The organism is Methylobacterium sp. D53M (assembly GCF_053345625.1).
Genome location: NZ_JBKFAL010000007.1, coordinates 38,948 through 62,344 on the forward strand (window position 1 = coordinate 38,948; position 23,397 = coordinate 62,344).

Below are 23,397 nucleotides of genomic sequence, written 5' to 3' on the forward strand. Positions count from 1 at the left end.
ACGGGCTCAGCCCCCGCGATGCGGGAAGCCCGCCTCGCGGCTCTTCCCCGGCCCGCGCCGGGGCGGGCACCGCCCCGGCGCGGATGCGCGTCACATGCGGCGCATCATCTCGCGACGCATCTCGCGGTGGCGCATCTCGCGGCGCATCTCCCGATGCATCATGTGGCGCTCCATCCGGTGGCGCATCATCCGGCGCTCCATGCGACGGCGCATCATGTGGCGCTCGACGGGATCCATCTGGACCGTCGAGACCATGCCGGCGGGCGCCGACACGCCCGTGCCGGGGCCGATCGGCGCGGCGGAGGCCGGGCTCGCGACTGCGGAACCGAGGGTCGCCAGCAGGGCGGCGGCAATGATCGTTGAACGCACGTGAGGTTTCCTCTCTCGCCGCCCGGGAAGACGGGCGGGCGTTTCCAGGGGACTCGCGGCCGGATCCGCCCGCAATCCCGCCCAGGAAGGCTCGGGCCGCCCGGATGGTTCCCCGGACCGGGCCGCCCCGCCAGGAACGCGCCGGAGCGGTATCGCGACGGGCATCGCGTCGGGCCGGCGGCCCGGCCCCGTGGCCGCCCAGGGTTGGACCGGGCAGGGCGCAGGTGATGCACGAACGCATCACCCAGCCGCAAAAGAGAACGGAACCAAGCCGCGGCACGACCGAAGATCAGAGCAAAATCTCTGCTGACAATGACTCGAATAGGCCATCAAGATACTAAGTCTGCAAAATTCACGAAGTCGATAAAATACCTTTCTCGCGTCAACGATTGCAGATCCAGTCAAATTTGATGAGATAGGTCAAAAATTGGCGCTTCAGAATCGAGACATCATTACCTATTCACACGGACGAATCATGCGAACCGCGCGAGATCAGCAGAAGCTCCGCTTCGGCATCCGAAGCCTTACCGGCGAAGAGACCTTGACGCTCATGCCTTCGACGACGCGCGGCGGGGGACACTACATGTACCGCATCTCGAGTTCCGGACTTCTCCTGTGCCTGCTGTCGCAGACCGCGATGGCGGCGGACCTCCCGCGGCGGGCCCTTCCGCCGGCGGCGACGGCCGTGCCGATCTTCTCCTGGACCGGAGCGCATGCCGGCCTGTTCGCCGGTTACGGGACCCTCGATCGGGCCACGCAGTTCGTCTGCACAGGTCCGGACGGGCAGCCCGGAGCCCGGAACTGCCCGGTCATTCCATCGAAGCGGGCCTCGGACGGGAGCTTCGTCGGCGGCGCCGAGGTCGGCTACGATTGGCAGGTGAATTCCGGCTTCGTCGCCGGCGCCGCCGCGGATTACCAATTCACCCGGCTGTGGGGCTACGATCGCCGCGAGGGCGCCTTTCCGGCCGCGGGCGGCGGCTTCTATCGCCGCAGCGTCGCCCATTCCGGCCAGAGGCTGGACGAGCTCGCCACCCTGCGCGGCAGGATCGGCTTCGCCGTCGATCGCACCCTCGTCTACGCCACGGGCGGCCTCGCCGCGGGCACGGTCCGAACCGACAACAACCTGTCGTTGGCCGGTTTCCCGCTGTTCGACGGGCGCCAGGGCGCGGTGCGCCTGGGCTACGTGGCCGGCGCCGGCATCGAGCACGCCTTCAGCGAGCACCTCTCCGCCAAGGTCGAGGGTCTCTACTACGATCTCGGCTCCCGGGCGGTCCTCCCGGCTCCGTCGTACCCCGTGCTGACCGGCTACCACGCCGGCACGCGGGTCGCGACGGACGGCTTCCTGGCCCGCGTCGGCCTCAACTACCGGTTCGGAGCCGGGCTTCCCACCCTGGCCCCGATCGCGTCGGCAGGCCCGGCCACCTGGGATTTCGAGGGCGGCCTGCGCTACTTCTTCAGCTCCGGGACACCGCGCGAGAAGCTCGGCGACCCCGACGCGCCCGGCCAACTCAATTCGCGCCTGACCTACAACAACACCCAGGCGCATGCCGGCGAGAGCTTCGCACGGCTCGAGCACAACCCCACCGGCCTGTTCGCCAAGGGCTTCCTCGGCTCGGGCGGCGTCACCGGCGGCCGCCTCGCCGACGAGGACTTCCCGCCCGCCCTGCGCCGCTATTCGAAGACGCTGTCGCCGATCAAGGACGGCGACATCGGCTACGGCGTGATCGATCTCGGCTACGACGTGCTGCGCCGGGACGGGTACAAGCTCGGCGGCTTCCTCGGCTACCAGTTCGCGTCCGAACTGTATAACGGCTACGGCTGCCGTCAGGTGGCGGGCGGGGCTCCCTGCGCCAGACCCTACCCGACCAGCATGAAGACGCTGGGCGAGAGCATGCAGTGGAACGCGCTGCGCGTCGGCGTGATCGGCGAAGCGCGGTTCGACCGGGTCCGGCTGAGCCTGGAAGGCGCCTACCTGCCGGTCGTGAGCCTGAGCGGCGTCGACCGGCACTGGCTGCGGCCCGACATCAATCCGGGGCCGGAAGGCGGCCGCGGCGACGGCTACTTCCTGGAGGGGATCATCTCGTACGACCTGACGCCGTCCGTCAGCGTCGGCGTCGGCGGCCGCTACTGGCAGCTCCAGGCCGACAAGGCGCACACGACGGCCTTCCCGTTCTCGCCGCCCAGCCCGATGAAGTTCGAGACCGGTCGCTACGGCGGCTTCGCGCAGCTCTCCTACCGGCTGGCCGATTTCGGCTTCGGCGAGACAGGCGCTCCGGCGGCCCCGATCCGCAAGGACTGATCCAGCCGCCACGCCGCGCCCGAACGCGGGCGCGGCAGGCCAGGGGACGGGCCGCGCCGGCCGTTCGATCCCGGTGCCTCGATCCCGGTGCCTCGATCCCGGTGCCTCGATTCCGGCATCGCCCCCCCAGCCCGCGGCAGCGACGCCGCGGGGCCGCTCAGCTTGGCCGCGCGGCCGCGTGAACCGGCCGCGACCGGTCGTCGGCGTCCCCGGCAGGTCCGGCCCGGACGGGAGTTCCGGCACGGACGGGAGTTCCGGCCCGGACGGGAGTTCCGGCCCGGACGGGAGTTCCGGCCCGGACGGGAGTTCCGGCACGGACGGGAGTTCCGGCACGGACGGGAGTTCCGGCACGGACGGGAGCGCCGGCACGCTCGACGGAGGGCCGACGCGGCCGGACCGCTTCCGCACGGAGCGCGTGCCCCGCGCGCGCGCCACTCACGGCCGCGGCCGGGCCGGGTTCCCCACCACGGTGGCGCCGGCCGGGACGTCGCGCGTCACCACGCTGCCCGCCCCGACGATCGCGTCGTCGCCGATCGTGACCCCGGGGAGGATGATCGCGCCGCTGCCGATCCAGACATTGGCGCCGATCACCACCGGGCGGGCGAATTCCAGCATCTGCCGGCGCTGGGCCGGGTCGCGCGGATGATCGGGGGTCAGGATCTGCACGGCGGTGCCGATCTGCGTCAGGTCGCCGATCGTGACCGACATCACGTCGAGGATGCTGCACCCGAAGTTCAGGAACACGCCGCGGCCCAGGCTGATGTTGTAGCCGTAGTCGCAGTGGAACGGCGGCCGGATGTTGCAGCCCGGGCCGACCCGCGCGAAGGCCTCCTCCAGGAGCGCCTGCCGCTCGGGCTGGCTCCGCGTCTGCGCGGCGTTATACCGGTCCATCCATTCCGAGATGCGCCGGTTGTCGGCGGCCAGTTCCGGGTCGTCGGCGCAGTACAGCTCGCCCGCCAGCATCCTCTGCTTCTGGGTCTTCACGATCTCTGTGTTCATGGTGGGGACCTCCCTCCGGCCGCGTCGGACCCTAGCTATGCGTACAGATGTACATATCAAGGCCGCGCGCGTCACGGCCCGGCTGCCCTGAACCGGATCCTAGGAGGTCCCCTTGCCCGCCGCCCAGCGCCGTTTCGACCCGGATCGCCGGGCGCGCATCATCCGGGCGACCCTCGACGTCGTCGCCGAGCACGGCGTCGCCGGCACGACCCACCGCCGGGTCGCGGCGGCGGCCGACGTGCCGCTGGGCTCCATGACCTACCATTTCGACAGCCTCGACGCGCTTCTGACGGAGGCGTTCACCGGGCTCGCCGACACGGTCTCGGCGCGGTTCGCCGACCGGCTCGCTGCGGCCGCGACCGTCGACGAGGCCTGCGAGGCCGTGGTCGACCTGATCGTGAGCGACCTCTGGGCGAGCCCGCGCACGATGCTGCTGAGCTACGAACTCTACGCCTTCGCGGCCCGGAACCCGCCGCTGCGCCGGGTCATGCAGGACTGGATGGCCAAGAGCCGGGCCGCCCTGGAACGGCACTTCGCGCCGGAGACCGCCAAGGCCCTCGACGCCATGATCGAGGGCCTGACGATCCACCGCTCGGTCGACCCGCAGCCGGCGGATCGGGCGCAGGTGCGGGCGATCGTGGAGCGGCTGGTGCGGTAGGGCCGCACCCGCCCCCGCACCCGTCCCCGCACCCGCCCCCCACCGGGCCGGGGACGCCGCGTGCCGGCCCCTCAAGCGATCGTGATCGCCGGCCGGACAGGTGCCGAATGCCGCACGGTGCCGGCAAGGAATCAGCAACCGTCGCGCGAGCAGGTTCGCCCCGATGCGTGCCGCGGGCGCGCCCGGGCGCGGTCCGCGCCGGTGGTGGGGAACCCTGGGGCCGATGCAGATTGACGCGACCCGCCCGGCCGCGCCGCCGGATCCCGCTCCGCACCGGGCCGCGGGCGAGCCTGCACCCTGGGACGGGGGCCCCGGCTTCGGGCAGTGGCGTCTCGATCCGCGGACCCGCCGGGTGACCCGATCGGCGAGTCTCGCGCGGCTGCTCGGGACGCCCGGCGCGTGCGACCTGCCGCTCGCCGAGCACGTCGCGTGCTATCATCCGGACGACCGCGCCGCCCTGGTCGCGCGGCTCGAGGGGATCCTGGGAGGAAGCCGGCCGGCAATCCCCTACCAGGCGCGGGCCCGCATCGTCCGCCCGGACGGGACCGTGCTGGACGCGATCATCCAGGGGCTTCCCGAGTTCGGGCCCGAGGGCGCGCTCGTCGCCCTGCACGGCCTCATTCTCGACGTGACCGACCTCGTCCGGTCGGAGCGGCGGGCGCGCGAGACCGACATGATCCTGCGCGGCACGCTGGACAGCTTGGACCAGGGTCTCGTCGTCCTCGACGCCGACCAGCGGGTGCGCGCGTTCAACCGGAGCGCCGCGGACCTGCTCGACCTGCCGGACGACGTCCTGCGGGCGGGCGTCGCCCTCCCGGACATCCGCGCCTACCAGCGGGCCCGCGGCGACTGCGCGGCGGCCGGGTCCGATCCGGGCCTCGGAACGGGCGCGCGCGCCGGGCTGCCGCCGCTGTTCGACTGGCGCCTGCCCGGCGGCCCGATCCTGGAGGTCCGGTGCGCGGCCCTGCCGGACGGCGGCACGGTCCTGACCTTCGGCGACGTGACCCAGAACCGGATCGCCGAGCGGGACCTGGAGGAGAGCGAGCGCCGCTACCGGCTGCTGGCCGAGAACGCCACCGACATCATCATCTGGTCCGACCTGACCGCCCGCCGCCGCTACGTCTCGCCGGCGGTGCGCGCCGTCCTGGGCTACGACCCGCAGGAGCTGATCGGCACCCATCCCCTCGACTTCGTCCATCCCGACGAGGTCGGCGCGTACCGCCGCGTCCTCGACGACCTCACCGGCGGCCGCGCGTCCCGCGCCCTGACCTCCCAGCGCTACCGGCACCGGGACGGGCACTGGGTCTGGGTGGAGATCTCGTTCAGCCTGACCCACGATCGGGCGACCGGCGCCCCGGACGGCTACGTGGCGACCCTGCGCGACGTGAGCGCCCGCAAGGCCGCGGAGGACGCCCTGCGGTTGAGCGAGGCCCGCTACCGCGCCCTGGCGGACGCGCTGCCGCAGCTCGTCTGGATCGCCAGCACGGAGACCGGCGACGCCTCCTACGTCAACCGGCGCTTCGAGGATTACTACGGCCCGATCGGCCCGACGCGCGCCGCCCGGATCGCCCGGACGCATCCCGACGACACGGAGCGGATGGAGCGGCTGTGGTCGGAGGCGCCCGCCCGCCGCGCGCCCTACGAGGTCGAGGGCCGCCTGCAGCGGCACGACGGCGCCTACCGCTGGCACAAGATCGTGCTCCTGCCGATCTGGCAGGGCGAGAGCATGGTGGGCATGCTCGGCACCGCCCTCGACATCGACGAGATCGTCACCGCCCGGCGCGCCGTGGAGGATGCCAGCAGCCTGCTGCACCTCGCCCAGCAGGCCGCCCATGCCGGGACGTGGCACCTCGACCTCGACAGCGGCCGGATCGAGTGGTCCCCCGAGAGCGCGCGGCTCCACGGCATCGAGACCGACCGGAACCATGCCCTCGACACCCGGGACTGGCTCGCCCTGATCGACCGCACCGACGGCGAGCGGGCGCTGCGGATCGCGGCCGCGGCCGCGGCCGCCGGGCAGACCTTCTCGATCGAGTTCCGGGTCCCCACCGCGGACGGCGGGGTGCGCTGGATCAACGGCGTCGGGCGCGGCGCGCCCGGGCAGGCGCGGCGGATGATCGGCCTCAACATCGACGTCACCGCCCGCAAGGCCGCCGAGGCGGCGCTCCTCGCCGCCAAGGCGGCGGCCGACGCCGCGCGCCTGGAGGCGGAGCGAGCGAGCGCGGCCAAGAGCGAGTTCCTCGCCGCCATGAGCCACGAGATCCGCACGCCGCTCAACGGGGTGATCGGCTACGCCGACCTGCTCCTCGACGGGACGGATCTCGGACCGTCGGCGCGCCGGAACGCCGACCGCATCCGCACCGCCGGGGCCGCGCTCCTGACCGTGGTCAACGACGTCCTCGACTTCTCGAAGGTCGAGGCCGGGCAGATCGAGATCGTGCCCCGGCCCTTCGCCCTGGAGGCGCTGATCGACAACGCGGTGTCGATCGTGCGCCCCTCCGCGGAGCGCAAGGGGCTCGCCCTCACGCTCGCCCACGGCTCGGGCCTGCCCGACTGGGTCGAGGGCGACGAGGACCGCCTCCGGCAGATCCTGCTCAACCTGCTCAACAACGCCGTGAAGTTCACCGCGTCGGGCGGCATCGACCTGTCGGTCCGGGTCAGCCCGGACACGGCCAGCGGGACGCGGCTGCGCTTCGCGGTCCGGGACACCGGCATCGGGATCCCGACCGACAAGTGCGACCGCCTGTTCCGGCGCTTCTCGCAGGTCGACGGCTCGATCAGCCGCGAGTACGGCGGCACCGGGCTGGGGCTCGCCATCTCGAAATCCCTCGTCACGCTGATGGGCGGGACGATCGGCGTCGCGAGCACGGTCGGGCACGGCTCGACCTTCTGGTTCGAGGCCGACCTGCCCGCCGCCGTCCCGCCGGCCCGCGCGACCGCGCCGGCCTCGGCGATCGCCCGCGCGACCGGCCGCCGCCTGCTCCTGGCCGAGGACGTGCCGCTCAACCAGGACCTCGCCCGGATGATCCTGGAGCGCGCCGGGCACGCGGTGGACGTGGTGGCCGACGGGGTCGCCGCGGTGGCGGCCGTCCAGGCGCGGTCCTACGACCTCGTCCTGATGGACGTGCAGATGCCCGTGATGGACGGCATCGCGGCGACCCGGCGGATCCGCGCCCTGGGCGGCGCCGCCGGCCGCCTGCCGATCCTCGCGATGACGGCGAACGTCCTGCCGCAGCAGGTGGCCGAGCTGCGCGCCGCCGGGCTCGACGACCATATCGGCAAGCCGTTCCGCGCGGACGCGCTGCTCGCCGCGATCGACCGGTGGGCGGCCCCTCGCGCCGAGCCGCCGCGCCGCGCGGGGACGATCGACCGGGCCACCCTGGACGAGATGACCGCGATGGTCGGCCAGGCGCGCATGGGCGACCTCCTGGCGATGCTGGCGAAGGAGCTCGCCGAGCGGTTCGGGCCGGCGGCGACCGACGGCGACCGGACGCGGCTGATGGGGGACGCGCACGCCATGGTGTCGGCGGCCAGCATGATCGGCTTCCTGGATCTGGCCGCGACCTGCCGGGCCTTCGAGACGGCCTGCCGCGCGGGCGAGGACGTCACCGCGCTGCTGGCCGCGCTCCGGGCCCAGGCGGCCGCCACGATCGACGAGATCGCCGCGCTGCGCGCGGCCTGAGCGGGGGCGCCGGAGCCGGCCCGCGGGTTTTGCACGCCCAAATTCTCGTCTCCCAGCCACGCGGCGGCGAGGAACGATCTTCCAGCCGGCGGTCCCGCGCCGGCTGCGCGCCCGCCGGGCCGCGACTCCGGGACGACGATGGCGGGCGCCTCCGGCGAGGGCGGTTCGGAGAACGGCACCGGCTATCGCGCGCGTCCGGGGAGATGGATATTCCGGCGCGCGCGGTCCGCGCACCGCCGCGGGCGGCTGCCCCGGACCCGCGCACCGCCGCGGGGGCCGCGGCGCGAGGCGGATCCCGGGCGCGACCGGGGCAGGGCGCGGGCCCTTGCCTTCGTGGCCGAGCTCGGCCGACCCTGCGCCCGGCCGCCCGAGTCGCCTCCGCGCCGGGCCGGCCGGAATGGGGACATCTCATGACATCTGCCGGTCCGCACCGCCGCGCCGTCGCGCTGGCCGCCCTGGCCGCCCTGATTCTCGGCGCGCCGTTCCCCGGCACCGCCCGCGCGGCCGACCGGGAGGTCACCTTCGCCCACCAGGACATGGTGGTGCCGTTCCGCGCCCTGATGGCCTCCGGGGCGATCGAGAAGGCGACCGGCTACACGATCCACTGGCGCAAGTTCGGCGGCGGCGGCGACGTGATCCGCGCCATGGCCTCGGGCAGCGTCCAGATCGGCGAGGCGGGGTCGAGCCCGATCGCGGCGGCCGCCTCGCAGGGGCTCGACATCCAGCTGTTCTGGATCCTCGACGAGATCGCCGACGCCGAGCAGCTCGTGGCCCGCGCCGGCAGCGGCGTGACGGGCGTGGCCGACCTGCGCGGCAAGACGGTCGCGGTGCCGTTCGTGTCGACCGCGCATTACCAGCTGATCGCCGCCCTGGCGGAGGCCGGGCTCACGCAGGCCGATGTCCGGATCCTCAACATGCGGCCGCCCGAGATCGCCGCCGCCTGGGAGCGGGGCGACATCGACGCGACCTTCATCTGGGACCCGGTGCTCGCCCGGGTGAAGAAGTCCGGCACCGTGGTGGTCTCGGCCGGCGACCTCGCCCGCCGGGGCAAGGCGACCTTCGACGGCCTCGTGGTCGACCGGGCCTGGGCGGCGCGGAACCGGGACTTCCTGGTGACGCTCGTCCGGCTGATCGCCGCCCAGGACGCGGCCTACGCCGCCAGGCCCTGGGGCGCCGACGCGCCGGAGGTGGCGGCGGTGGCCCGGATCAGCGGCTCGGCGCCCGCCGAGGTGCCCGCGAGCCTCGCGGCCTACCGGTTCCCGACCCTGGAGGCGCAGGCCTCCCCGGCCTGGCTCGGCGGCGGCGCCGCCAAGGCCCTGACCGAGACCGCCGCCTTCCTGAAGGCGCAGGGGCGCGTGCAGGCGCTGGCGCCCGACTACGCCCGGTTCGTCACGACGGAGGTCGTGGACGCGGCCCGGAAATAGCCTGTCCCCGGACCGGAGGGCCCATGATCGAGATCCGCAACCTGAGCGTCCGCTACGGGCAGGGCGCCGACGCGGTCGCCGCACTGTCGGGGATCGACCTGACCATCGGTCCCGGGGAGTTCGTGGTGGCGCTCGGCGCCTCGGGCTGCGGAAAGACCACCCTGCTCTCGGCGATCGCGGGATTCCTGGCGCCCACCGAGGGCCGCATCCTCCTCGACGGCGCGCCGGTCCGGGGTCCGGGAGCCGAGCGGGGCGTGGTGTTCCAGCGCCACGCCCTGATGCCCTGGCTGGACGTCGCCGAGAACGTGGCCTTCGGACCGAAGATGCGGGGCGTGCCCCGGGCGGAGCGGCGGCGGATCGCCCTGGCGACGCTCGACCTCGTCGGCCTGCCCGACTGCGCCGACCGGAAGGTCTACGAGCTCTCGGGCGGGATGCAGCAGCGGGTCGGCCTCGCCCGGGCGCTCGCCGGAGACCCGCGCGCCCTGCTGATGGACGAGCCGCTCGGCGCGCTGGACGCCTTCACCCGCGAGCAGATCCAGGAGCTGATCCTCCGGATCTGGCACCGGACCGGCAAGATGGCCTTCTTCATCACCCACGACGTCGAGGAGGCGGTGTTCCTCGCCACCCGGCTGGTGATCATGAGCCCGCGGCCCGGCCGCATCGTCGAGACGCTGGACCTGCCCTTCGCCCGGGCGTTCGTCGAGGGCCGCGACGCCCGGGCCGTGAAGTCGGACCCCGCCTTCATCGCCGTGCGCGAGCGCGTGCTCGCGCGCATCCGGAGCGGCGCCGGCGCGGCGCCCGAGGCCGTCCGATGAGTGGTCTGCCCCGCGCCGCGCCGGACGCGGTCCCGGACGTGATCCCGGACACGGCCCCGGCCCCGGCTCCGGCGACGGCCCCGCTGGCGCGCACCGGAATCCGCCGCCGCGGTGGGATCCTGGTGCCGACGGTCAGCGCCGCCACGGTGCTGGCAGCCCTCGGCCTCTGGCTGGTCGCCACCCGTGCCGGCTGGGTGAAGCCGCTGTTCCTGCCGCCGCCGGAGGCGGTCCTGGCGGCCTTCGGTCAGGCCTGGCGCGGGGAGATCGACGGCGCCCCGCTCGGGCTCCACGTCGGCGACAGCCTCCTGCGCGTCCTCGGCGCCTTCGCGCTCGCCGCCCTGGTGGGCATCCCGGTCGGGCTCGCCATGGGCACGAGCCGGATCGCCCGGGGCATCCTCGACCCGCCGATCGAGTTCTACCGGCCGCTGCCGCCGCTCGCCTACCTGCCCCTGATGATCATCTGGTTCGGGATCGGCGAGCTGTCGAAGGTGCTGCTGATCTTCCTCGCCTGCCTCGCCCCGGTGGCGCTCGCCGCGCGGGCGGGGGTGCGCTCCGCCTCGGTCGACCAGATCAACGCCGCGCGCGCCCTCGGGGCGAGCCGCTGGCAGGTCCTGCGCCACGTGGTCTTCCCGGCGGCGCTGCCGGAGATCCTGATCGGCCTGCGGATCGGCATGGGCGTGGGCTGGACCACCCTGGTGGCCGCCGAGATGGTGGCGGCCCAGGCCGGGCTCGGCCAGCTCGTCCTCAACGCCTCCAATTTCCTGCGCACCGACGTGGTGGTGATGGGCATCCTGCTGATCGGCCTGTTCGCGGGCCTGTTCGAGCTCGGGATGCGGGGCCTGGAGCGCGTGCTGGTGCCCTGGAAGGGCCGACACTAGCGCCGCCGCATCACCCGCTTGAGCCGGCTGCCCGCGTGCGGATCGACGTAGTGCAGCAGGGCCGTGGCCCGGATCGCGTCGGACGCGCAGGGCTCGTTCGTGTGCAGCGAGCGGTAGCCCCAGAAAAAGTACAGGCTTCCCGGCTTCAGCGACAGGCGGATCACGCGGTCGCTGCCGCGGTCGTAGGCGCGGGTCAGGAGCTTCTGCGCGAGCGGATTGTCGACCAGCGCCTTGTCGACGAGGTTGCGGAGGTAGCTCCGACGCAGTGCGCGGGTGTTCGGGTGGATGATCAGGCGCCCCGGAGTACCGTGGTCCGGCATCGTGACGGGGACGAGGGCCGTGAGCACGTACGAGTCGAAGTGGAAGCGCATCGAGTGCGTCCTGGCGCCATGTCCCGCCAGACAGCGCAGGATCTGGTAGTAGCCGACATCCGGCGCGGGCCGTCCCACGGCGCTCTCGTAGATGCCGCGGCACAGGGCGTTGAAGGTCGGGTCGTCCGGCAAAGCGGCCAGGAACGTGCCGCCGAGATCCTTCGTCCCGGTGAAACCCGCGTACTCACCGCCCTTCGCGGCGACCGCCCGCGCGACGAAAGCCTGCGCGACGCGCAGGTCCTCCGGGCTCACGTAGTCCTCGAGAACCGCGTAGCCCTGTGACGTGATCTGCTGCGCGATCGCCCCCGCCACGGCGCCGGAGGGGACCTTGAACATGTAGCTCATGGGACCGAACCTTGCCGACCCGAGCCAGACGACACCTGAGAGCCGGTCCGAACGCCATCAGGCGCATTATCTGAGCCGATAGAGTCGGATTCGTCAATCATTAAGCAGGGCAAATAGCTGCACAAGATGGCGCAAGTTGCGCCATTACTGTACAGGCCACAGGGGCGAACGGGTCCGGTTTCAGGGCGTGACGGCGGATGGGTCCGCGCGGAGATTCTGCGGATCGGAGGAACGGGCCGGCCCGCGCGCGGCTCTGCATCCACGTCCGCGTCCCGACAAGATGTGGGGCCCACCAGGCAGCGGACGTGGAGGTCGGCAGAACCAACCCGTCCTTGATCGCGTCGGCCCGCTCGGCGGTCGCCCTCATTTGATGCGCTCGCTGCGCTGACGGACCGCGTCCAGCGCCCGCGCGGACGCGCAGGGCGCGCAAGCTCCGGCCCGGACCGGGACGTCCCGGGCCCCTCGGCCAGGACGCGGGGCCTGCATGCGGGGCTTGGACGCGGGGCCTCGCGCCGTCCCTGCCGGCGGAGTCAGGTGTCGGCCAGTGGAGGGACGGCACGTCGCGGCGACCAGCAGAAGAAAATTCCCTTCGAGTCCGCCGCTCAACTCTGACGGAAGCCTAGGGCGGGCGAACCGGGCACGGCGAGACAACACATATATTTGAATACAAGATCTTTACGGGAATTTGTATTGGGCTATAACGGATTTTGCAGGATCACAATCGTCGCGCAGCGTCGCCTCTGGTTGCGGTGAGATCGGGGAGGTCTCGGATGGACCACGCGGACGACGTCGTATCCGAGGCGGCGCTCGTCGCGGCGCTCGAAGCCTCGGGCGGCGTCGGCTTCTGGATGTGGGACATCCTCCGGGACGAGGCGCGGGCCGATCCGGTGAGCGCCCTGCTGTTCAACATCAGCCCGGCCCGGTCGCGGGTCGGGGTCAGCCTCGCGGAGCTCCTGAAGGCCGTCCATCCGGACGATCAGCCCCACATCTCGCAGGTCATTCTGGACTGCGTCCGGACCGGCGGCTCCTACACGGCGGAGTACCGCGTCTGCTCGCCGGAGGGGCGGCTGCGGTGGCTGTTCACCCGCGGGCACTTCTACCTGGACCAGGACGGGCGACCGACCACCGGACGGGGCGTGATCGTCGAGATCTCGGACAGCAAGGCGGCCGGCGCGGCTTTCGCGGAGCGCGACGGGGACACGATCGACGACGCCCTCAGCCGCACCGCCGACCTCTGCCTGTCGCTGCACAACACGGTCTCGGTGGTCGGCGACACCGCCCTCGTGGCGCTGACCGAGACGCTGCTCCTCGAGATCGGCAAGCGCCTCGCGGAGCGCCAGCGCGCCGAGCGCAGCGGCGGTCTGCACTGAGCGGGGCAGCCTGCCGGAGGTCGCGGATCGTCCGCTCGATGCGCGCCGCCCCGGCTTCGTCGACCGGCGCCGGCCGGTCTGGTCCGGCCCGTCCGGGACCGGCGCCCCCCGCGCCTGCGACCTTCCGACCGGAACTTGGCCGTGCGGCACCCGTGTTTGCCGGTTGAATGAGCCCCGCGCTCACAACTGCTGAGAGGTGAACGCCATGACCACGGACGCCCGCGAGATCTACGTCACGGCCCTGAAGAACACCCATGCTGTGGAGATGCAGGCGCTGCAGATCATGGAGCGGCAGGTCGAGCGCCTGGAGCGCTATCCCGAGATGGAGCAGGCCCTGCGCCGCCACATCGAGGAGACGCACGGGCAGCGCCACCGGCTGGAGGAGGCGCTCCAGAGCCTGGGCGACAGCCCCTCGACCCTCAAGGAGGGCTTCCTGGGCTTCGTCGGCAACATGATGGCCCTGGGTCACACGCCGGCCCAGGACGAGATCCTGAAGAACACCTACGCCAACCACGCCTTCGAGAATTTCGAGATCGCCGCCTACGAGTCGCTGCTCACCATCGGCGACGCCGCCGGCCAGCAGGGCCACCGGACGGCGTTCGAGCAGTCCCTCAAGGAGGAGCAGGCCATGGCGGAGGCGGTGCGCAAGCTGATCCGCCCGACCACCGAGCGCTACCTCTCCCTGACGGTATCCGGCGCCAAGGCCGACCGCTGACGTCCCGCCGTCCCCGCCCCGAGACCGGGCGGGGACGGCCCTTCGTCCACCTTCGCCCCCCACCCGAGCCACGCTGACCCGGTCTGATCGCGCGCCCATGGACATCGGAAGCCGCCCATCGACGGACAGTCCCCGGCCGGAGCCGGAAACCGCCGGCGGGGCCCTGGGGAGGGGGTGCGTCCACCTCTGCGTGGACATGCAGCGCATGTTCGCCGAGCCCACCGACTGGCAGACCCCGTGGATGAACCGCGTCCTGCCCCATGTCTGCCGCCTCGCGGCGGCGCATCCGGAGCGGACCGTCTTCACCCGCTTCATCCCGGCCGCCCGGCCGGGCGAGGGCCGCGGGACCTGGGCGACCTACTCGCGGCGCTGGGCCGGCATGACCCGGGAGCGCCTCGACCCGGGCCTGATCGACCTCGTCCCGGACCTCGCCCGACTGGCTCCGCCCGCCGAGATCGTCGACAAGACCGTCTACTCGCCCTGGCTGGAGACGGGTCTCGACGCGCGCCTGCGCGCGCGGGGGGTCGACACGCTGATCGTCACAGGCGCCGAGACCGACGTCTGCGTGCTGGCCGCCGTGCTCGGCGGGGTCGATCTCGGCTACCGGATCGTGCTGGCCACCGACGGCCTGTGCAGTTCCTGCGACGAGGCGCACGACGCCCTCCTGCTGATGTACCGGATGCGGTACGGCCACCAGGTCGAGACGATGACGACCGCCGAGATCCTCGACCGCTGGCACTGAGCCGGCCGCGCGCCCTCCCGCCGCGCCCGAGCATCCGATCTGTAATGGCCAAGCTCAAGGCGAGTTCTCGGCCCGGCTCCGCCGGCCACCCCGGCTCACGAACACTCGATCCGTGCGGCCGCGCACGTGAAAAACAGTCGCGGCGCATGAACCGGTGGCCGGTGAGACCGTTATGTTCCTGAACAGGGTTCCGGAGGAAAGGTTATGGCCAAGCACGAGATCCTCGGCTACTTCGAGCACCGCCGCGACGGGGCCTGGGTCTGCGTCCGTCCCTTCACCCTGACCACGCGGGACGCGAGCGTCGACATCCGCCAGGGCATGCGCTTCGACTACGGCAAGCGCGTCGGGGGCGTCGATCTGGCCGAGTACCTCGAGCGCCTGGGTTCGCAGTTCGGCTCCTGAGGCGCGGTCACGCGCGAGCCGCATATCGCAGACCCTTCGACGCGGCGCCGGGCGTGACCCCTGCGCCGCGCTTCGTCGCTCCGAGCGCCGCTCAGGCGCCGCCCCACTGCATCGTCAGGCCGCCATCGACCACCAGGGTGTGGCCGGTGATGTAGGCGGCGTCCTCGGAGGCGAGGTAGAGGATCGCCCGGGCGATCTCCTCGGGCTGGCCGGCCCGGTGCCACGGGATCCGCTCCAGGGACTCGTCGAGAACCTCCGGCTTCTTGAACCGGTCGGCGGTCATCGGCGTCTCGATCAGGCCCGGGGCGACGCTGTTGACGTTGATCCGATCCTCCGCGAGTTCGCGCGACAGGGACCGGCAGAGGGAGCCGAGCCCGGCCTTCGACATGCCGTAGGGGGCGCTCTCCGGCGTGGGCAGGTGCTGGGCCACGGAGGAGACGAACACGATCTTCCCGTTGCCGCCCTGGGCCCGGCGCATCCGGATGAAGGGGCGGGCGCAGAACAGCGGCCCCATGAGGTTCACCCGCAGGATCCGCTCCAGCACCGCGTCATCCATCTCGGCGACCGGCATGCCGCTCATGGCCTGCCCGGCATTGGCCACGAGGATGTCGAGGGTGCCGAACTCGCTGCCGATGCAGTCGAAGGCCGCCGTGACCGCCGCCGGGTCGCCGACGTCGAGCTGGAGCACCAGCGCCCGCCGGCCCGCGGCCTCCACCCGCGCGGCGGTCTCGCGGATGCCCTCCGCGTCGCTGTGATAGGTGATGGCCACGTCGGCGCCCGCGCGGGCGAGCAGTTCCGCGGTCGCCTGCCCGATGCCGGAATCGGCCCCGGTGACCAGGGCGCGGGTGTCGGTGAAGCGCATCGCGGATCTCTCGCTGACGCCGCCGTCGCGGCGGGGTGCCTGGGCAATGGGCGCCGCCCGGGCCGGTTCCGGGCGCGCGCAGCCGCCGCAGGGGAACCCGATCCGGGTTCGCGTCTTTGACGCCCCGCCGCCGCATGGCCTAGTGAGGTCGCATGTCCCTCGAAGATACGACCCGCTCGCTCGCGGAGGAGTGCGCGCCCGACACGCGGAGCCGCATCCTCGCGACGGCGGGCACGTATTTCCGCGAGATCGGCTACCAGAAGACGACCGTGGCCGACATCGCCCGGACGCTGAAGATGAGCCCGGCCAACGTCTACCGCTTCTTCGAGTCGAAGAAGGCGATCAACGAGGCGGTGCTGGAGCGGCTGATCGGCGAGAGCGAGGCGGTGATCCTCGGCATCGCCGACCGGCCGGGCCTCGACGCCACCGCGCGCCTCGCGGCAGCGATCGAGGCCCTGCATCGCGACTCCACCCGGCGCTGCGAGACGTTTCCCCGCCTGCACGAGATGATCGAGGCGGCGATGGCGGAGAGCTGGGACGTCTGCCGCCACCACGTCGCCCGGATCACCGCCGGGTTCGAGCGGATCATCCGCGACGGGGTGGCGCGGGGCGAGTTCGAGGCGGCCGATCCCGCCGAGGCGGCCGCCTGCGTCCACGTCGCCATCGCCCGCTACACCCACCCGCTGCTGGTGGGCTGCTCCACCCTCCAGCCGGTGCCGCCCATGGCGGCGATGACGGCGTTCCTGCTGCGGAGCCTCGCGCCGCGCGGGCCGCTCCCGTAGCGCGCCGCCTACTCGGAGGCCGGTCCCGCCTCCGGCGCCGGCTCGGAGGCGCTGGGCTGCGGCCCGTCATAGCCCTCGATCACCAGGATCTCGGCCTCGACGCCGCCGCGCTGCTTGGCCTTGGCGGCCTGGTAGAGGTCGGAGTTCCAGCAGGCGAGGGCGTCGGCGTAGCTCGGGAACTCGATCACCACGTTGCGGGACCGGGCCGGGCCCATCACCGCCTCGTGGGCGCCGCCGCGCACGAGGAACCGGCCGCCGAACTTGGCGAAGGCCGCGCCGTTGGCCGCCACGTAGTCCTTGTAGGCCTCCGCGTCACGGACATCGACCCGCGCGATCCAGTAGCCCTTGGTCATGCTGCGTCTCCTGCCCTGCGGAGCGAAGTGGGACCGCTCCGCCCGAAGGCAATCCCGCTCGGATCATGCGAGGTCCGCCACGATCGCCCGCGCCACCGCGCGGGGGTCGGCGGCGCCGGTGATCGGGCGCCCGACCACCACGTGGTCGATCCCGGCCCGGCGGGCATCGCCCGGCGTCATGACCCGCTTCTGGTCGCCGGCCGCGGCGCCCGCCGGGCGGATGCCCGGGGTGACGATCAGCCGGTCCGGGCCGACGACGCGCCGGACCGCGCCCGCCTCGGCGGCCGAGCAGACGAGGCCGTCGATGCCGATCTCGGCCGCCTGCGCGGCGCGCTTGGCGACGAGCTCCGCCACCGGCAGGCCGTAGCCGGCCTCCGCGGCGTCGGCGTCGTCGTAGGAGGTGAGCACCGTCACGGCGAGGATCCTGAGTCCCGCGCCCCGGCCGCGGACCGCCGCCCGCATGGTCTGCGGGTAGGCGTGGACGGTGAGGAAGGTGGCGCCGGAGCCCGAGGCCGAGCGCACGCCCTCCTCGACGGTGTTGCCGATGTCGTGGAGCTTCAGGTCGAGGAAGACCTTGAGCCCGCGGGCCGCCAGCCGCTCGGCCAGGGCGAGGCCGCCCGCGTAGCCGAGCTGGTAGCCGATCTTGTAGAAGGTCGCGGCGTCGCCGATCCGGTCGATCAGCGCCTCGGCGGCCTGCACGCTCGGCAGGTCGAGGGCCACGATCAGGCGGTCGCGGGGGTCGGCAATCTCGGTCATCGGCGCGTCCTTCGGGGGTCGCGGCACGGATCACGCGCCGGCGATGCCTGTCAATGCGGGCGGGTCCGGGCGACGCCGTCCCCGACCCGCCGTGCGCGCCCCGACCCGCGCCGTCCTTGCGAGCGCAGCGAAGCAATCCAGGGCGGCGCGCCGGTCTCGGATTTGATGTGTCGCTGGATTGCTTCGCTGCGCTCGCAAAGACGGGCGCGCCCCTTCAGTCCCGCGGGATATGGGATGCGCATGTCGTCGCTGCCTGGACGAGGCCCCTCACCCCGCCATCACCCGCGCCACCTCGGCGCGGAGCACCGGCAGCAGCTCCGCCTCGAACCAGGGCTCGCGCTTCAGCCAGCCGTTGTTGCGCCAGGACGGGTGGGGCAGGGGCAGGACCCGGGGGCGGCGCGGCTCGGCCAGGATCTCCCGCCAGCGCCGCACCGTTCCGGTGAGGCCGCCCTCCATCCGTCCGAGGTGCCAGCCCTGCGCGTACTGGCCGATCACCAGGATCAGCTCCAGGTCCGGCAGGCCGGAGAAGAGTTCCGCCCGCCAGCGCTCGGCGCATTCCCGGCGGGGCGGCCGATCGCCGCCCTTGGCGTCGAGGCCGGGGAAGCACGACCCCATCGGCACGATGGCCACCCGGGCGGGATCGTAGAACCGCGCCGCGTCGAGGCCGAGCCAGGCGCGCAGCCGCACGCCCGACGGGTCGGTAAAGGGCTGCCCGGTGCGGTGGGCGCGGGTGCCGGGGGCCTGGCTGGCGATGCAGAGGCGGGCCGTGGCCGAGCCCTGGACGATCGGCCGGGGCTCCTGGGGCAGGGGCGGCCCGTAGCGCGGCGTGTCGCGGCAGAGGCGGCAGGCGCGCAGGCGCGCGGCGGTGTCGTCGAAGGCGGGCATGGCCCGGAGATGGCGTCGCGGCGCGCGAAAAAGAAACGGCGCGGTGTCGCGCCGCGCCGTCGTCAGTCGGGTCTCTTGCCTTGGGGGGAAGGCCCACCCTTCCTACGCCGATCCGGGCCGGCGGAACGTGCGTTTCCTCACGCGCCCTTCACGCCGGAGAGGTCGAGCGGCAGCGAGCGCAGGCGCCGGCCGGTCGCGGCGAAGACCGCGTTGGCGATCGACGGCCCGAGCACGGGCACGCCCGGCTCACCGATCCCGGTGGGCGCCGCCTGGCTCGGCACGATGTGCACCTCCACCTTCGGCATCTCGCTCATCCGGGTCGGCTCGTAGGCGTCGAAATTGTGCTCCTGCACCTGCCCGTCCTTGAGGGTGATGCGGTTGCGCAGCACCGCCGACAGGGCGAAGCCGACCGCGCCCTCGACCTGCGCGCGGATCACGTCCGGGTTGACCGGAACGCCGACATCCACCGCCGCCACGATCCGGTTGACGCGGATCGCGGCGTCGTGCGCCGTGACGTCGGCCACCATGGCGACGTAGGAGCCGAAGGATTCGTGGACCGCCACCCCGAGGCCGCGGCCCTGGTCCTGCGGCTTGGCGCTCCAGCCGGCCTTCTCGGCGGCGAGCTTGAGCACGCCGGACAGCCGCGGCGCCTGGGTCAGGAGGGACAGCCGGTACGCCACCGGATCGACGTTGGCGGCGTGGGCCAGCTCGTCGATCATCACCTCCATCACGTGGGCCGTGTGGGTGTGGCCGACGGAGCGCCACCACAGGACCGGCACGCCCTCGCGGCCGTTATGGACGCCGAACCGGTAGGCCGGCAGCGCGTAGGCGGTGTCGGAGGCGCCCTCCACGGTGGTGGCGTCGATGCCGTTCTTGACGATCATCGCCTCGAAGGGCGAGCCGATCATGATCGACTTGCCGATCATCACGTGGTCCCAGCCGACCACCGCGCCCTTGCCGTCGATACCGGCCCGGACCCTGTGCAGCACGGTCGGGCGGTAATAGCCGCCGGCCATGTCGTCCTCGCGGGTCCAGACGAGGTGGAGCGGGGCCTTCTCGCCGGACGCCTTGAAGACGGTGGCGGCTTCCGCGAGGTAGTCGGCGGTGGGCGTCGCCCGGCGCCCGAACGAGCCGCCGGCCCAGTTGCTGTGCAGCCGGACCCGGTCGGCCGTCACGCCGAGGATCGCCGCCATCGTGGCCTGCTCGACGGTCTGGAACTGGAAGCCCGCGTAGACGTCGTAGCCGCCGTCGGCCCCCTTCTCGATCGTGGCGTTCAGGGGCTCCATCGCCGCGTGGGCGAGGTAGGGGAAGGTGAACTCGGCCTCGACGACCTTGGCGGCGCCCTTGAGCGCCGCCTGCGGGTCGCCGCGCTCGGAGGCCGTCAGGCCGGGACCCTTGGCGCGCTCGCGGTACTCGGCCAGGATCGCGTCGGACGAGCGGGTCTCGGCGGTGCTGTCGTCCCAGGCGACCGTGAGCGCCTCGCGGCCCTTCATGGCCGACCACGTGTCGCGGGCGATCACCGCCACGCCGGTCGGTACCTGCACCACGTCGAGGACGCCCGCGACCTTCCGGGCGGCCGCGGCGTCGAAGCTCTTCACGGTGGCGCCGAAGCGCGGGGCCCGGGCGACGAGGGCCGTGACCTGGTTCGGGCGGCGGATGTCGAGGGAGTAGACCGCCGTGCCGTTCGTCTTGGCGACGGAATCGAGGCGCGGCACCTTCTGGCCGATCAGCGTCCACTCGCTCGGGTCCTTGAGCCGCGGCTCGGACGGCACCGGCAGCGAGGCGGCCGAGGCCGCGAGCTCCCCGAACCGGGCCTGCCGGCCGGACGGGGCGTGGCGCACGAGACTGTCGGCGACCGTGATCTCGGAGACCGGCACCTTCCAGCGGAAGGCGGCCTCGGCCATCAGCATCTCGCGGGCGGCCGCGCCGGCCTTGCGCAGCTGGAACCAGGAATTGGCCACCGCGGTCGAGCCGCCGGTGCCCTGGATCGGGCCCATCAGGGTGTTGTTGTAGAGCGCCGCGTCGGCGGGCGCAAACTCGGTGCGGACGTGTCGCCAGTCGGCGCCGAGCTCGTCGGCCAGGATCGTGGCGAGCCCGGTCGTGTTCCCCTGGCCCATGTCGAGGTGCTTGATCACCACCGTGACGGTGTCGTCCGCGCCGATCCGCACGAAGGCGTTGGGCTGCGCCTTCACGTCGGCGAGGTTCGGGCCGGGCGCGGCGCGGGCGGGTTTCGGGTCGAGCCGGAACGCGACCACGAGGGCGCCGGCGCCCGCGAGCAGGCCGCGGCGGCTCGGACGGACGGGGAGGGGGTTCGGTCGACGGGCGTTCAGCATGGCGGCGAGGCTCCGGTCGGGACCGCGGGGGAGGGCGGGAAGGTGGGCGCCGGGACGGATCAGGCGAGGCTGCGCGCGGCTTCGTGAATCGCCGCGCGGATGCGCTGATAGGTGCCGCAGCGGCAGATGTTGCCGTCCATGGCACCGTCGATGTCGGCGTCGGTGGGCTTGGCGTTGCCCGAGAGCAGGCCGATCGCCGACATGATCTGGCCGGACTGGCAGTAGCCGCACTGGACCACGTCGAGCTTGCGCCAAGCCGCCTGGACGGCCTCGGCCACCCGGCCCGACACGCCCTCGATGGTCGTCACCTGCGCCGCGCCGACATCGCCCAGCCGCGTCTGGCAGGCCCGGACCGGCTGGCCGTCGAGGTGGACCGTGCAGGCGCCGCACTGCGCGATGCCGCAGCCGTACTTGGTGCCGGTGGCGTCGAGCCGGTCGCGCAGCACCCAGAGCAGGGGCATGTCGGGATCGGCGTCGATCGCGTGCGCGACGCCGTTGACGGTGAGATTCGGCATGGTCGGCGACCCTCTCTCGACGCGCGTGTCCGGGCGCCCCGGATCGCGGCGTGCGACCGCGCTCGGGCCGGCGGGCCTCCACCCGAGACTAGCGGGCGCGGACCCCGACACGATGTGCGGCACCGCACGTCGATCCGGCGGCACGACAGTCTCGATACAGCCCGCGATGCTTAAGATTGCAGGGATGTCGGCAGCCGCTTCTTAACATATCCGCCCCATCCTCACGGAGTGCTTCCCCGCCACCGCCGCCCGTCCGCGCATTCGAGCCGAGTTTGAAGACGCGCATGTCCGATCTCACCGTCGAGATGGTCCAGCGCGGTCGCGGCCCCTCGACGGAGGAGGCGGCGCGCCGCCGCGGGGTCGCCCGGGAAATCCGCTCGGCCCGGGAGAAGCTGACCTCGCGGACCGGCCTCGAACGGGCCTTCGACTACGAGCTGCTGCGCCACTACGCCCAGTACCGGGTCGGCGCGGGCATCCCGCTGGTGGGGTTCGCGGCGGTGCTGGCCGCGGCGTCGACCTTCTGGATCGCGCCGCCGGTGGCGGCGATCTGGGCGCTCGGCGTGGTCCTGATGATCTCGCTCAACACGACGTTGAGCCGGCGCTTCCTCCGCGCTGACCCGGCGACGATCCCGCTCGCCCGCTGGCGCCGCCGCTTCCTGGTCGGCGAGGTGCTGCAGAGCCTGTCGTGGGCCGCGATGATCGGGCTCGGAACCACCGGCGGCTGGACCTTCGCGCTGTTCGGCCTCGTCATCGCCTCCGCGGTCACCACCATGCTGGCCGCGACGGTGCCGCTCGCCGCCGTCGCCGCCCTGGTGCCGCTGGCCCTCGCCACCGCCTCGCTCGCGGCCTTCTCCCGCGGGATGGACCTGCTGATGCTGGTGGTCATGGCCGGCGGGGCGCAGGTCTTCTTCCTCGGCCTGTCCCGCCGCCTCTACACCTCGACGGTGGGCGCCCTGCGCTCCCGCGCCGAGAAGGACGCGGTGTTCGGCGAGCTGGAGCAGGCCAAGGCCAATTCGGACGAGGCCCGCCGCCGGGCCGAGGAGGCCAACCTCGCCAAGTCGCGCTTCCTCGCCACGATGAGCCACGAGCTGCGCACGCCGCTCAACGCCATCCTGGGCTTCTCGGAGGTGATGAAGAACGAGGTGTTCGGCACCCATACGGCGCCGTCCTACCGCGAGTACTCGCACGACATCCACGACAGCGGGATGCACCTCCTGAACCTGATCAACGAGATCCTCGACCTGTCGCGGATCGAGGCGGGGCGCTACGAGCTGAACGAGGAGCCTGTGCAGCTCGCCCACGTGGTCGAGGAGTGCCGCCACATGATGGGCCTGCGGGCCAAGGCGAAGAACCAGACCTTCCACGACCTCGTCGACGGCTCGCTGCCGCGGCTCTGGGCCGACGAGCGGGCTCTGCGCCAGATCGTCTTGAACCTCCTGTCGAACGCCGTGAAGTTCACGCCCCCGGGCGGCGAGATCTGGCTGAAGGTCGGCTGGACCGCCTCGGGCGGGCAGTACGTCTCGGTGAAGGACAGCGGCCCGGGCATCCCCGAGGACGAGCTCGGCACGGTCCTGTCCTCGTTCGGGCGCGGCTCGCTCGCGATCAAGACCGCCGAGCAGGGCTCCGGCCTCGGCCTTCCGATCGTGAAGGGCCTCGTGGAGCTGCACGGCGGGCAGTTCCAGCTGTCCTCCAAGCCCCGCGAGGGCACCGAGGTGGTGGTGACCCTGCCGGCCGCCCGGGTCATGGACACGCTGCCGCCGGTCGAGGTCGAGCCGGACTTCGTGGGCCCCGTGCGCGGCCCCCTCAACCGCGCCGCCTGAGCGGCCCGTCGGGCCGCGGGCC

The 23,397-nt window shown here is 72.8% G+C and carries 21 protein-coding genes; 12 read left to right on the plus strand and 9 right to left on the minus strand.

The features are described from left to right. Positions 1-90: 90 nt before the first annotated feature. The gene (locus ACLBYG_RS12960; RefSeq protein ID WP_447681727.1) at positions 91-369 is read right to left on the minus strand and encodes a hypothetical protein; all 279 of its coding nucleotides are present in this window, start codon (positions 367-369) and stop codon (positions 91-93) included. Between the two features lie 550 nt (positions 370-919). Between ACLBYG_RS12960 and ACLBYG_RS12965 the strand changes: the two genes are divergently transcribed. After that, the gene (locus ACLBYG_RS12965; RefSeq protein WP_244491822.1) at positions 920-2,668 is read left to right on the plus strand and encodes an outer membrane beta-barrel protein; all 1,749 of its coding nucleotides are present in this window, start codon (positions 920-922) and stop codon (positions 2,666-2,668) included. A 435-nt stretch (positions 2,669-3,103) separates the two neighbouring features. On the opposite strand, the gene ACLBYG_RS12970 is transcribed toward ACLBYG_RS12965, so the two are convergent. Beyond that, positions 3,104-3,667, minus strand: coding sequence for a sugar O-acetyltransferase (locus ACLBYG_RS12970; RefSeq protein ID WP_056523342.1), 564 nt, complete (start codon positions 3,665-3,667; stop codon positions 3,104-3,106). A gap of 112 nt (positions 3,668-3,779) precedes the next feature. Between ACLBYG_RS12970 and ACLBYG_RS12975 the strand changes: the two genes are divergently transcribed. The 5 genes from ACLBYG_RS12975 (at position 3,780) to ACLBYG_RS12995 (ending at position 11,124) form a co-directional block, all read left to right on the plus strand. Next, positions 3,780-4,325 (plus strand): TetR/AcrR family transcriptional regulator, encoded by a 546-nt coding sequence (locus ACLBYG_RS12975; protein ID WP_020093203.1) that lies wholly within the window; start codon positions 3,780-3,782, stop codon positions 4,323-4,325. A 223-nt stretch (positions 4,326-4,548) separates the two neighbouring features. Beyond that, positions 4,549-8,007, plus strand: a complete 3,459-nt coding sequence (locus ACLBYG_RS12980) for a PAS domain S-box protein (protein WP_447681728.1) — start codon at positions 4,549-4,551, stop codon at positions 8,005-8,007. Positions 8,008-8,417: 410 nt separating this feature from the next. Next, positions 8,418-9,431: a taurine ABC transporter substrate-binding protein gene (tauA, locus tag ACLBYG_RS12985; protein WP_447681729.1), complete on the plus strand. Its 1,014-nt coding sequence runs from the start codon at positions 8,418-8,420 to the stop codon at positions 9,429-9,431. A 23-nt stretch (positions 9,432-9,454) separates the two neighbouring features. Next, on the plus strand, positions 9,455-10,246 hold the full coding sequence (locus tag ACLBYG_RS12990; RefSeq protein WP_447681730.1) for a taurine ABC transporter ATP-binding protein: 792 nt from the start codon (positions 9,455-9,457) through the stop codon (positions 10,244-10,246). Further along, positions 10,243-11,124 (plus strand): ABC transporter permease subunit, encoded by an 882-nt coding sequence (locus ACLBYG_RS12995; protein WP_447681731.1) that lies wholly within the window; start codon positions 10,243-10,245, stop codon positions 11,122-11,124. The genes ACLBYG_RS12990 and ACLBYG_RS12995 overlap by 4 nt, the downstream gene beginning before the upstream one ends. Here the strand turns inward: ACLBYG_RS12995 and ACLBYG_RS13000 are convergent. Next, positions 11,121-11,840, minus strand: coding sequence for a hypothetical protein (locus ACLBYG_RS13000; RefSeq protein WP_447681732.1), 720 nt, complete (start codon positions 11,838-11,840; stop codon positions 11,121-11,123). The genes ACLBYG_RS12995 and ACLBYG_RS13000 overlap by 4 nt on opposite strands. Before the next feature lie 770 nt (positions 11,841-12,610). Here ACLBYG_RS13000 and ACLBYG_RS13005 point away from each other — a divergent pair. The 4 genes from ACLBYG_RS13005 to ACLBYG_RS13020 all read left to right on the plus strand — a co-directional run bounded on the left by ACLBYG_RS13005 (position 12,611) and on the right by ACLBYG_RS13020 (position 15,069). Beyond that, the gene (locus ACLBYG_RS13005) at positions 12,611-13,210 is read left to right on the plus strand and encodes a PAS domain-containing protein (RefSeq protein WP_020093209.1); all 600 of its coding nucleotides are present in this window, start codon (positions 12,611-12,613) and stop codon (positions 13,208-13,210) included. 205 nt (positions 13,211-13,415) lie between these two features. Beyond that, the gene (locus ACLBYG_RS13010; RefSeq protein WP_056523329.1) at positions 13,416-13,925 is read left to right on the plus strand and encodes a ferritin-like domain-containing protein; all 510 of its coding nucleotides are present in this window, start codon (positions 13,416-13,418) and stop codon (positions 13,923-13,925) included. Between the two features lie 97 nt (positions 13,926-14,022). Then, the gene (locus ACLBYG_RS13015) at positions 14,023-14,667 is read left to right on the plus strand and encodes a cysteine hydrolase family protein (protein WP_082557760.1); all 645 of its coding nucleotides are present in this window, start codon (positions 14,023-14,025) and stop codon (positions 14,665-14,667) included. A gap of 204 nt (positions 14,668-14,871) precedes the next feature. After that, positions 14,872-15,069 carry a hypothetical protein gene (locus ACLBYG_RS13020; RefSeq protein WP_012318739.1) on the plus strand — a complete coding sequence of 66 codons (198 nt, stop codon included), beginning with the start codon at positions 14,872-14,874 and terminating at the stop codon, positions 15,067-15,069. 91 nt (positions 15,070-15,160) lie between these two features. Here ACLBYG_RS13020 and ACLBYG_RS13025 read toward each other — a convergent pair whose 3' ends face one another. Continuing rightward, entirely contained in the window at positions 15,161-15,931 is a 771-nt protein-coding gene (locus ACLBYG_RS13025; RefSeq protein WP_447681733.1) for an SDR family NAD(P)-dependent oxidoreductase, read from the minus strand. Between the two features lie 152 nt (positions 15,932-16,083). Here ACLBYG_RS13025 and ACLBYG_RS13030 point away from each other — a divergent pair, with 152 nt between their 5' ends. Continuing rightward, positions 16,084-16,713, plus strand: a complete 630-nt coding sequence (locus ACLBYG_RS13030) for a TetR/AcrR family transcriptional regulator (protein WP_056523325.1) — start codon at positions 16,084-16,086, stop codon at positions 16,711-16,713. 8 nt (positions 16,714-16,721) lie between these two features. Here the strand turns inward: ACLBYG_RS13030 and ACLBYG_RS13035 are convergent, their stop codons facing one another. The 5 genes from ACLBYG_RS13035 to ACLBYG_RS13055 all read right to left on the minus strand — a co-directional run bounded on the left by ACLBYG_RS13035 (position 16,722) and on the right by ACLBYG_RS13055 (position 21,555). Beyond that, positions 16,722-17,066: a DUF1330 domain-containing protein gene (locus ACLBYG_RS13035; RefSeq protein WP_020093214.1), complete on the minus strand. Its 345-nt coding sequence runs from the start codon at positions 17,064-17,066 to the stop codon at positions 16,722-16,724. Positions 17,067-17,129: 63 nt separating this feature from the next. Then, the gene (pyrF, locus tag ACLBYG_RS13040) at positions 17,130-17,822 is read right to left on the minus strand and encodes an orotidine-5'-phosphate decarboxylase (protein ID WP_056523322.1); all 693 of its coding nucleotides are present in this window, start codon (positions 17,820-17,822) and stop codon (positions 17,130-17,132) included. Positions 17,823-18,089: 267 nt separating this feature from the next. After that, positions 18,090-18,707, minus strand: a complete 618-nt coding sequence (locus ACLBYG_RS13045) for a uracil-DNA glycosylase family protein (protein ID WP_056523320.1) — start codon at positions 18,705-18,707, stop codon at positions 18,090-18,092. Between the two features lie 137 nt (positions 18,708-18,844). Next, a complete protein-coding gene (locus ACLBYG_RS13050; RefSeq protein ID WP_447681734.1) occupies positions 18,845-21,040 on the minus strand; it encodes a molybdopterin cofactor-binding domain-containing protein in 2,196 nt (731 codons plus the stop codon). 59 nt (positions 21,041-21,099) lie between these two features. Then, positions 21,100-21,555: a (2Fe-2S)-binding protein gene (locus ACLBYG_RS13055; protein ID WP_020093218.1), complete on the minus strand. Its 456-nt coding sequence runs from the start codon at positions 21,553-21,555 to the stop codon at positions 21,100-21,102. A 284-nt stretch (positions 21,556-21,839) separates the two neighbouring features. Between ACLBYG_RS13055 and ACLBYG_RS13060 the strand changes: the two genes are divergently transcribed. Beyond that, on the plus strand, positions 21,840-23,375 hold the full coding sequence (locus ACLBYG_RS13060; RefSeq protein WP_020093219.1) for a sensor histidine kinase: 1,536 nt from the start codon (positions 21,840-21,842) through the stop codon (positions 23,373-23,375). The last annotated feature ends 22 nt before the right edge of the window (positions 23,376-23,397 follow it).

Coding starts and splice junctions, on each gene's coding strand:
- ACLBYG_RS13010 (WP_056523329.1), top strand. CDS start 13,416: ATGACCACGGACGCCCGCGAGATCTACGTCACGGCCCTGAAGAACACC.
- ACLBYG_RS12980 (WP_447681728.1), top strand. CDS start 4,549: ATGCAGATTGACGCGACCCGCCCGGCCGCGCCGCCGGATCCCGCTCCG.
- ACLBYG_RS12965 (WP_244491822.1), top strand. CDS start 920: ATGCCTTCGACGACGCGCGGCGGGGGACACTACATGTACCGCATCTCG.
- ACLBYG_RS13030 (WP_056523325.1), top strand. CDS start 16,084: ATGTCCCTCGAAGATACGACCCGCTCGCTCGCGGAGGAGTGCGCGCCC.
- ACLBYG_RS13015 (WP_082557760.1), top strand. CDS start 14,023: ATGGACATCGGAAGCCGCCCATCGACGGACAGTCCCCGGCCGGAGCCG.
- ACLBYG_RS12990 (WP_447681730.1), top strand. CDS start 9,455: ATGATCGAGATCCGCAACCTGAGCGTCCGCTACGGGCAGGGCGCCGAC.
- ACLBYG_RS12970 (WP_056523342.1), bottom strand. CDS start 3,667: ATGAACACAGAGATCGTGAAGACCCAGAAGCAGAGGATGCTGGCGGGC.
- ACLBYG_RS13035 (WP_020093214.1), bottom strand. CDS start 17,066: ATGACCAAGGGCTACTGGATCGCGCGGGTCGATGTCCGTGACGCGGAG.
- tauA (WP_447681729.1), top strand. CDS start 8,418: ATGACATCTGCCGGTCCGCACCGCCGCGCCGTCGCGCTGGCCGCCCTG.
- ACLBYG_RS13060 (WP_020093219.1), top strand. CDS start 21,840: ATGTCCGATCTCACCGTCGAGATGGTCCAGCGCGGTCGCGGCCCCTCG.
- ACLBYG_RS12995 (WP_447681731.1), top strand. CDS start 10,243: ATGAGTGGTCTGCCCCGCGCCGCGCCGGACGCGGTCCCGGACGTGATC.
- pyrF (WP_056523322.1), bottom strand. CDS start 17,822: ATGACCGAGATTGCCGACCCCCGCGACCGCCTGATCGTGGCCCTCGAC.
- ACLBYG_RS13020 (WP_012318739.1), top strand. CDS start 14,872: ATGGCCAAGCACGAGATCCTCGGCTACTTCGAGCACCGCCGCGACGGG.
- ACLBYG_RS13005 (WP_020093209.1), top strand. CDS start 12,611: ATGGACCACGCGGACGACGTCGTATCCGAGGCGGCGCTCGTCGCGGCG.
- ACLBYG_RS13000 (WP_447681732.1), bottom strand. CDS start 11,840: ATGAGCTACATGTTCAAGGTCCCCTCCGGCGCCGTGGCGGGGGCGATC.
- ACLBYG_RS13045 (WP_056523320.1), bottom strand. CDS start 18,707: ATGCCCGCCTTCGACGACACCGCCGCGCGCCTGCGCGCCTGCCGCCTC.
- ACLBYG_RS13025 (WP_447681733.1), bottom strand. CDS start 15,931: ATGCGCTTCACCGACACCCGCGCCCTGGTCACCGGGGCCGATTCCGGC.
- ACLBYG_RS13050 (WP_447681734.1), bottom strand. CDS start 21,040: ATGCTGAACGCCCGTCGACCGAACCCCCTCCCCGTCCGTCCGAGCCGC.
- ACLBYG_RS13055 (WP_020093218.1), bottom strand. CDS start 21,555: ATGCCGAATCTCACCGTCAACGGCGTCGCGCACGCGATCGACGCCGAT.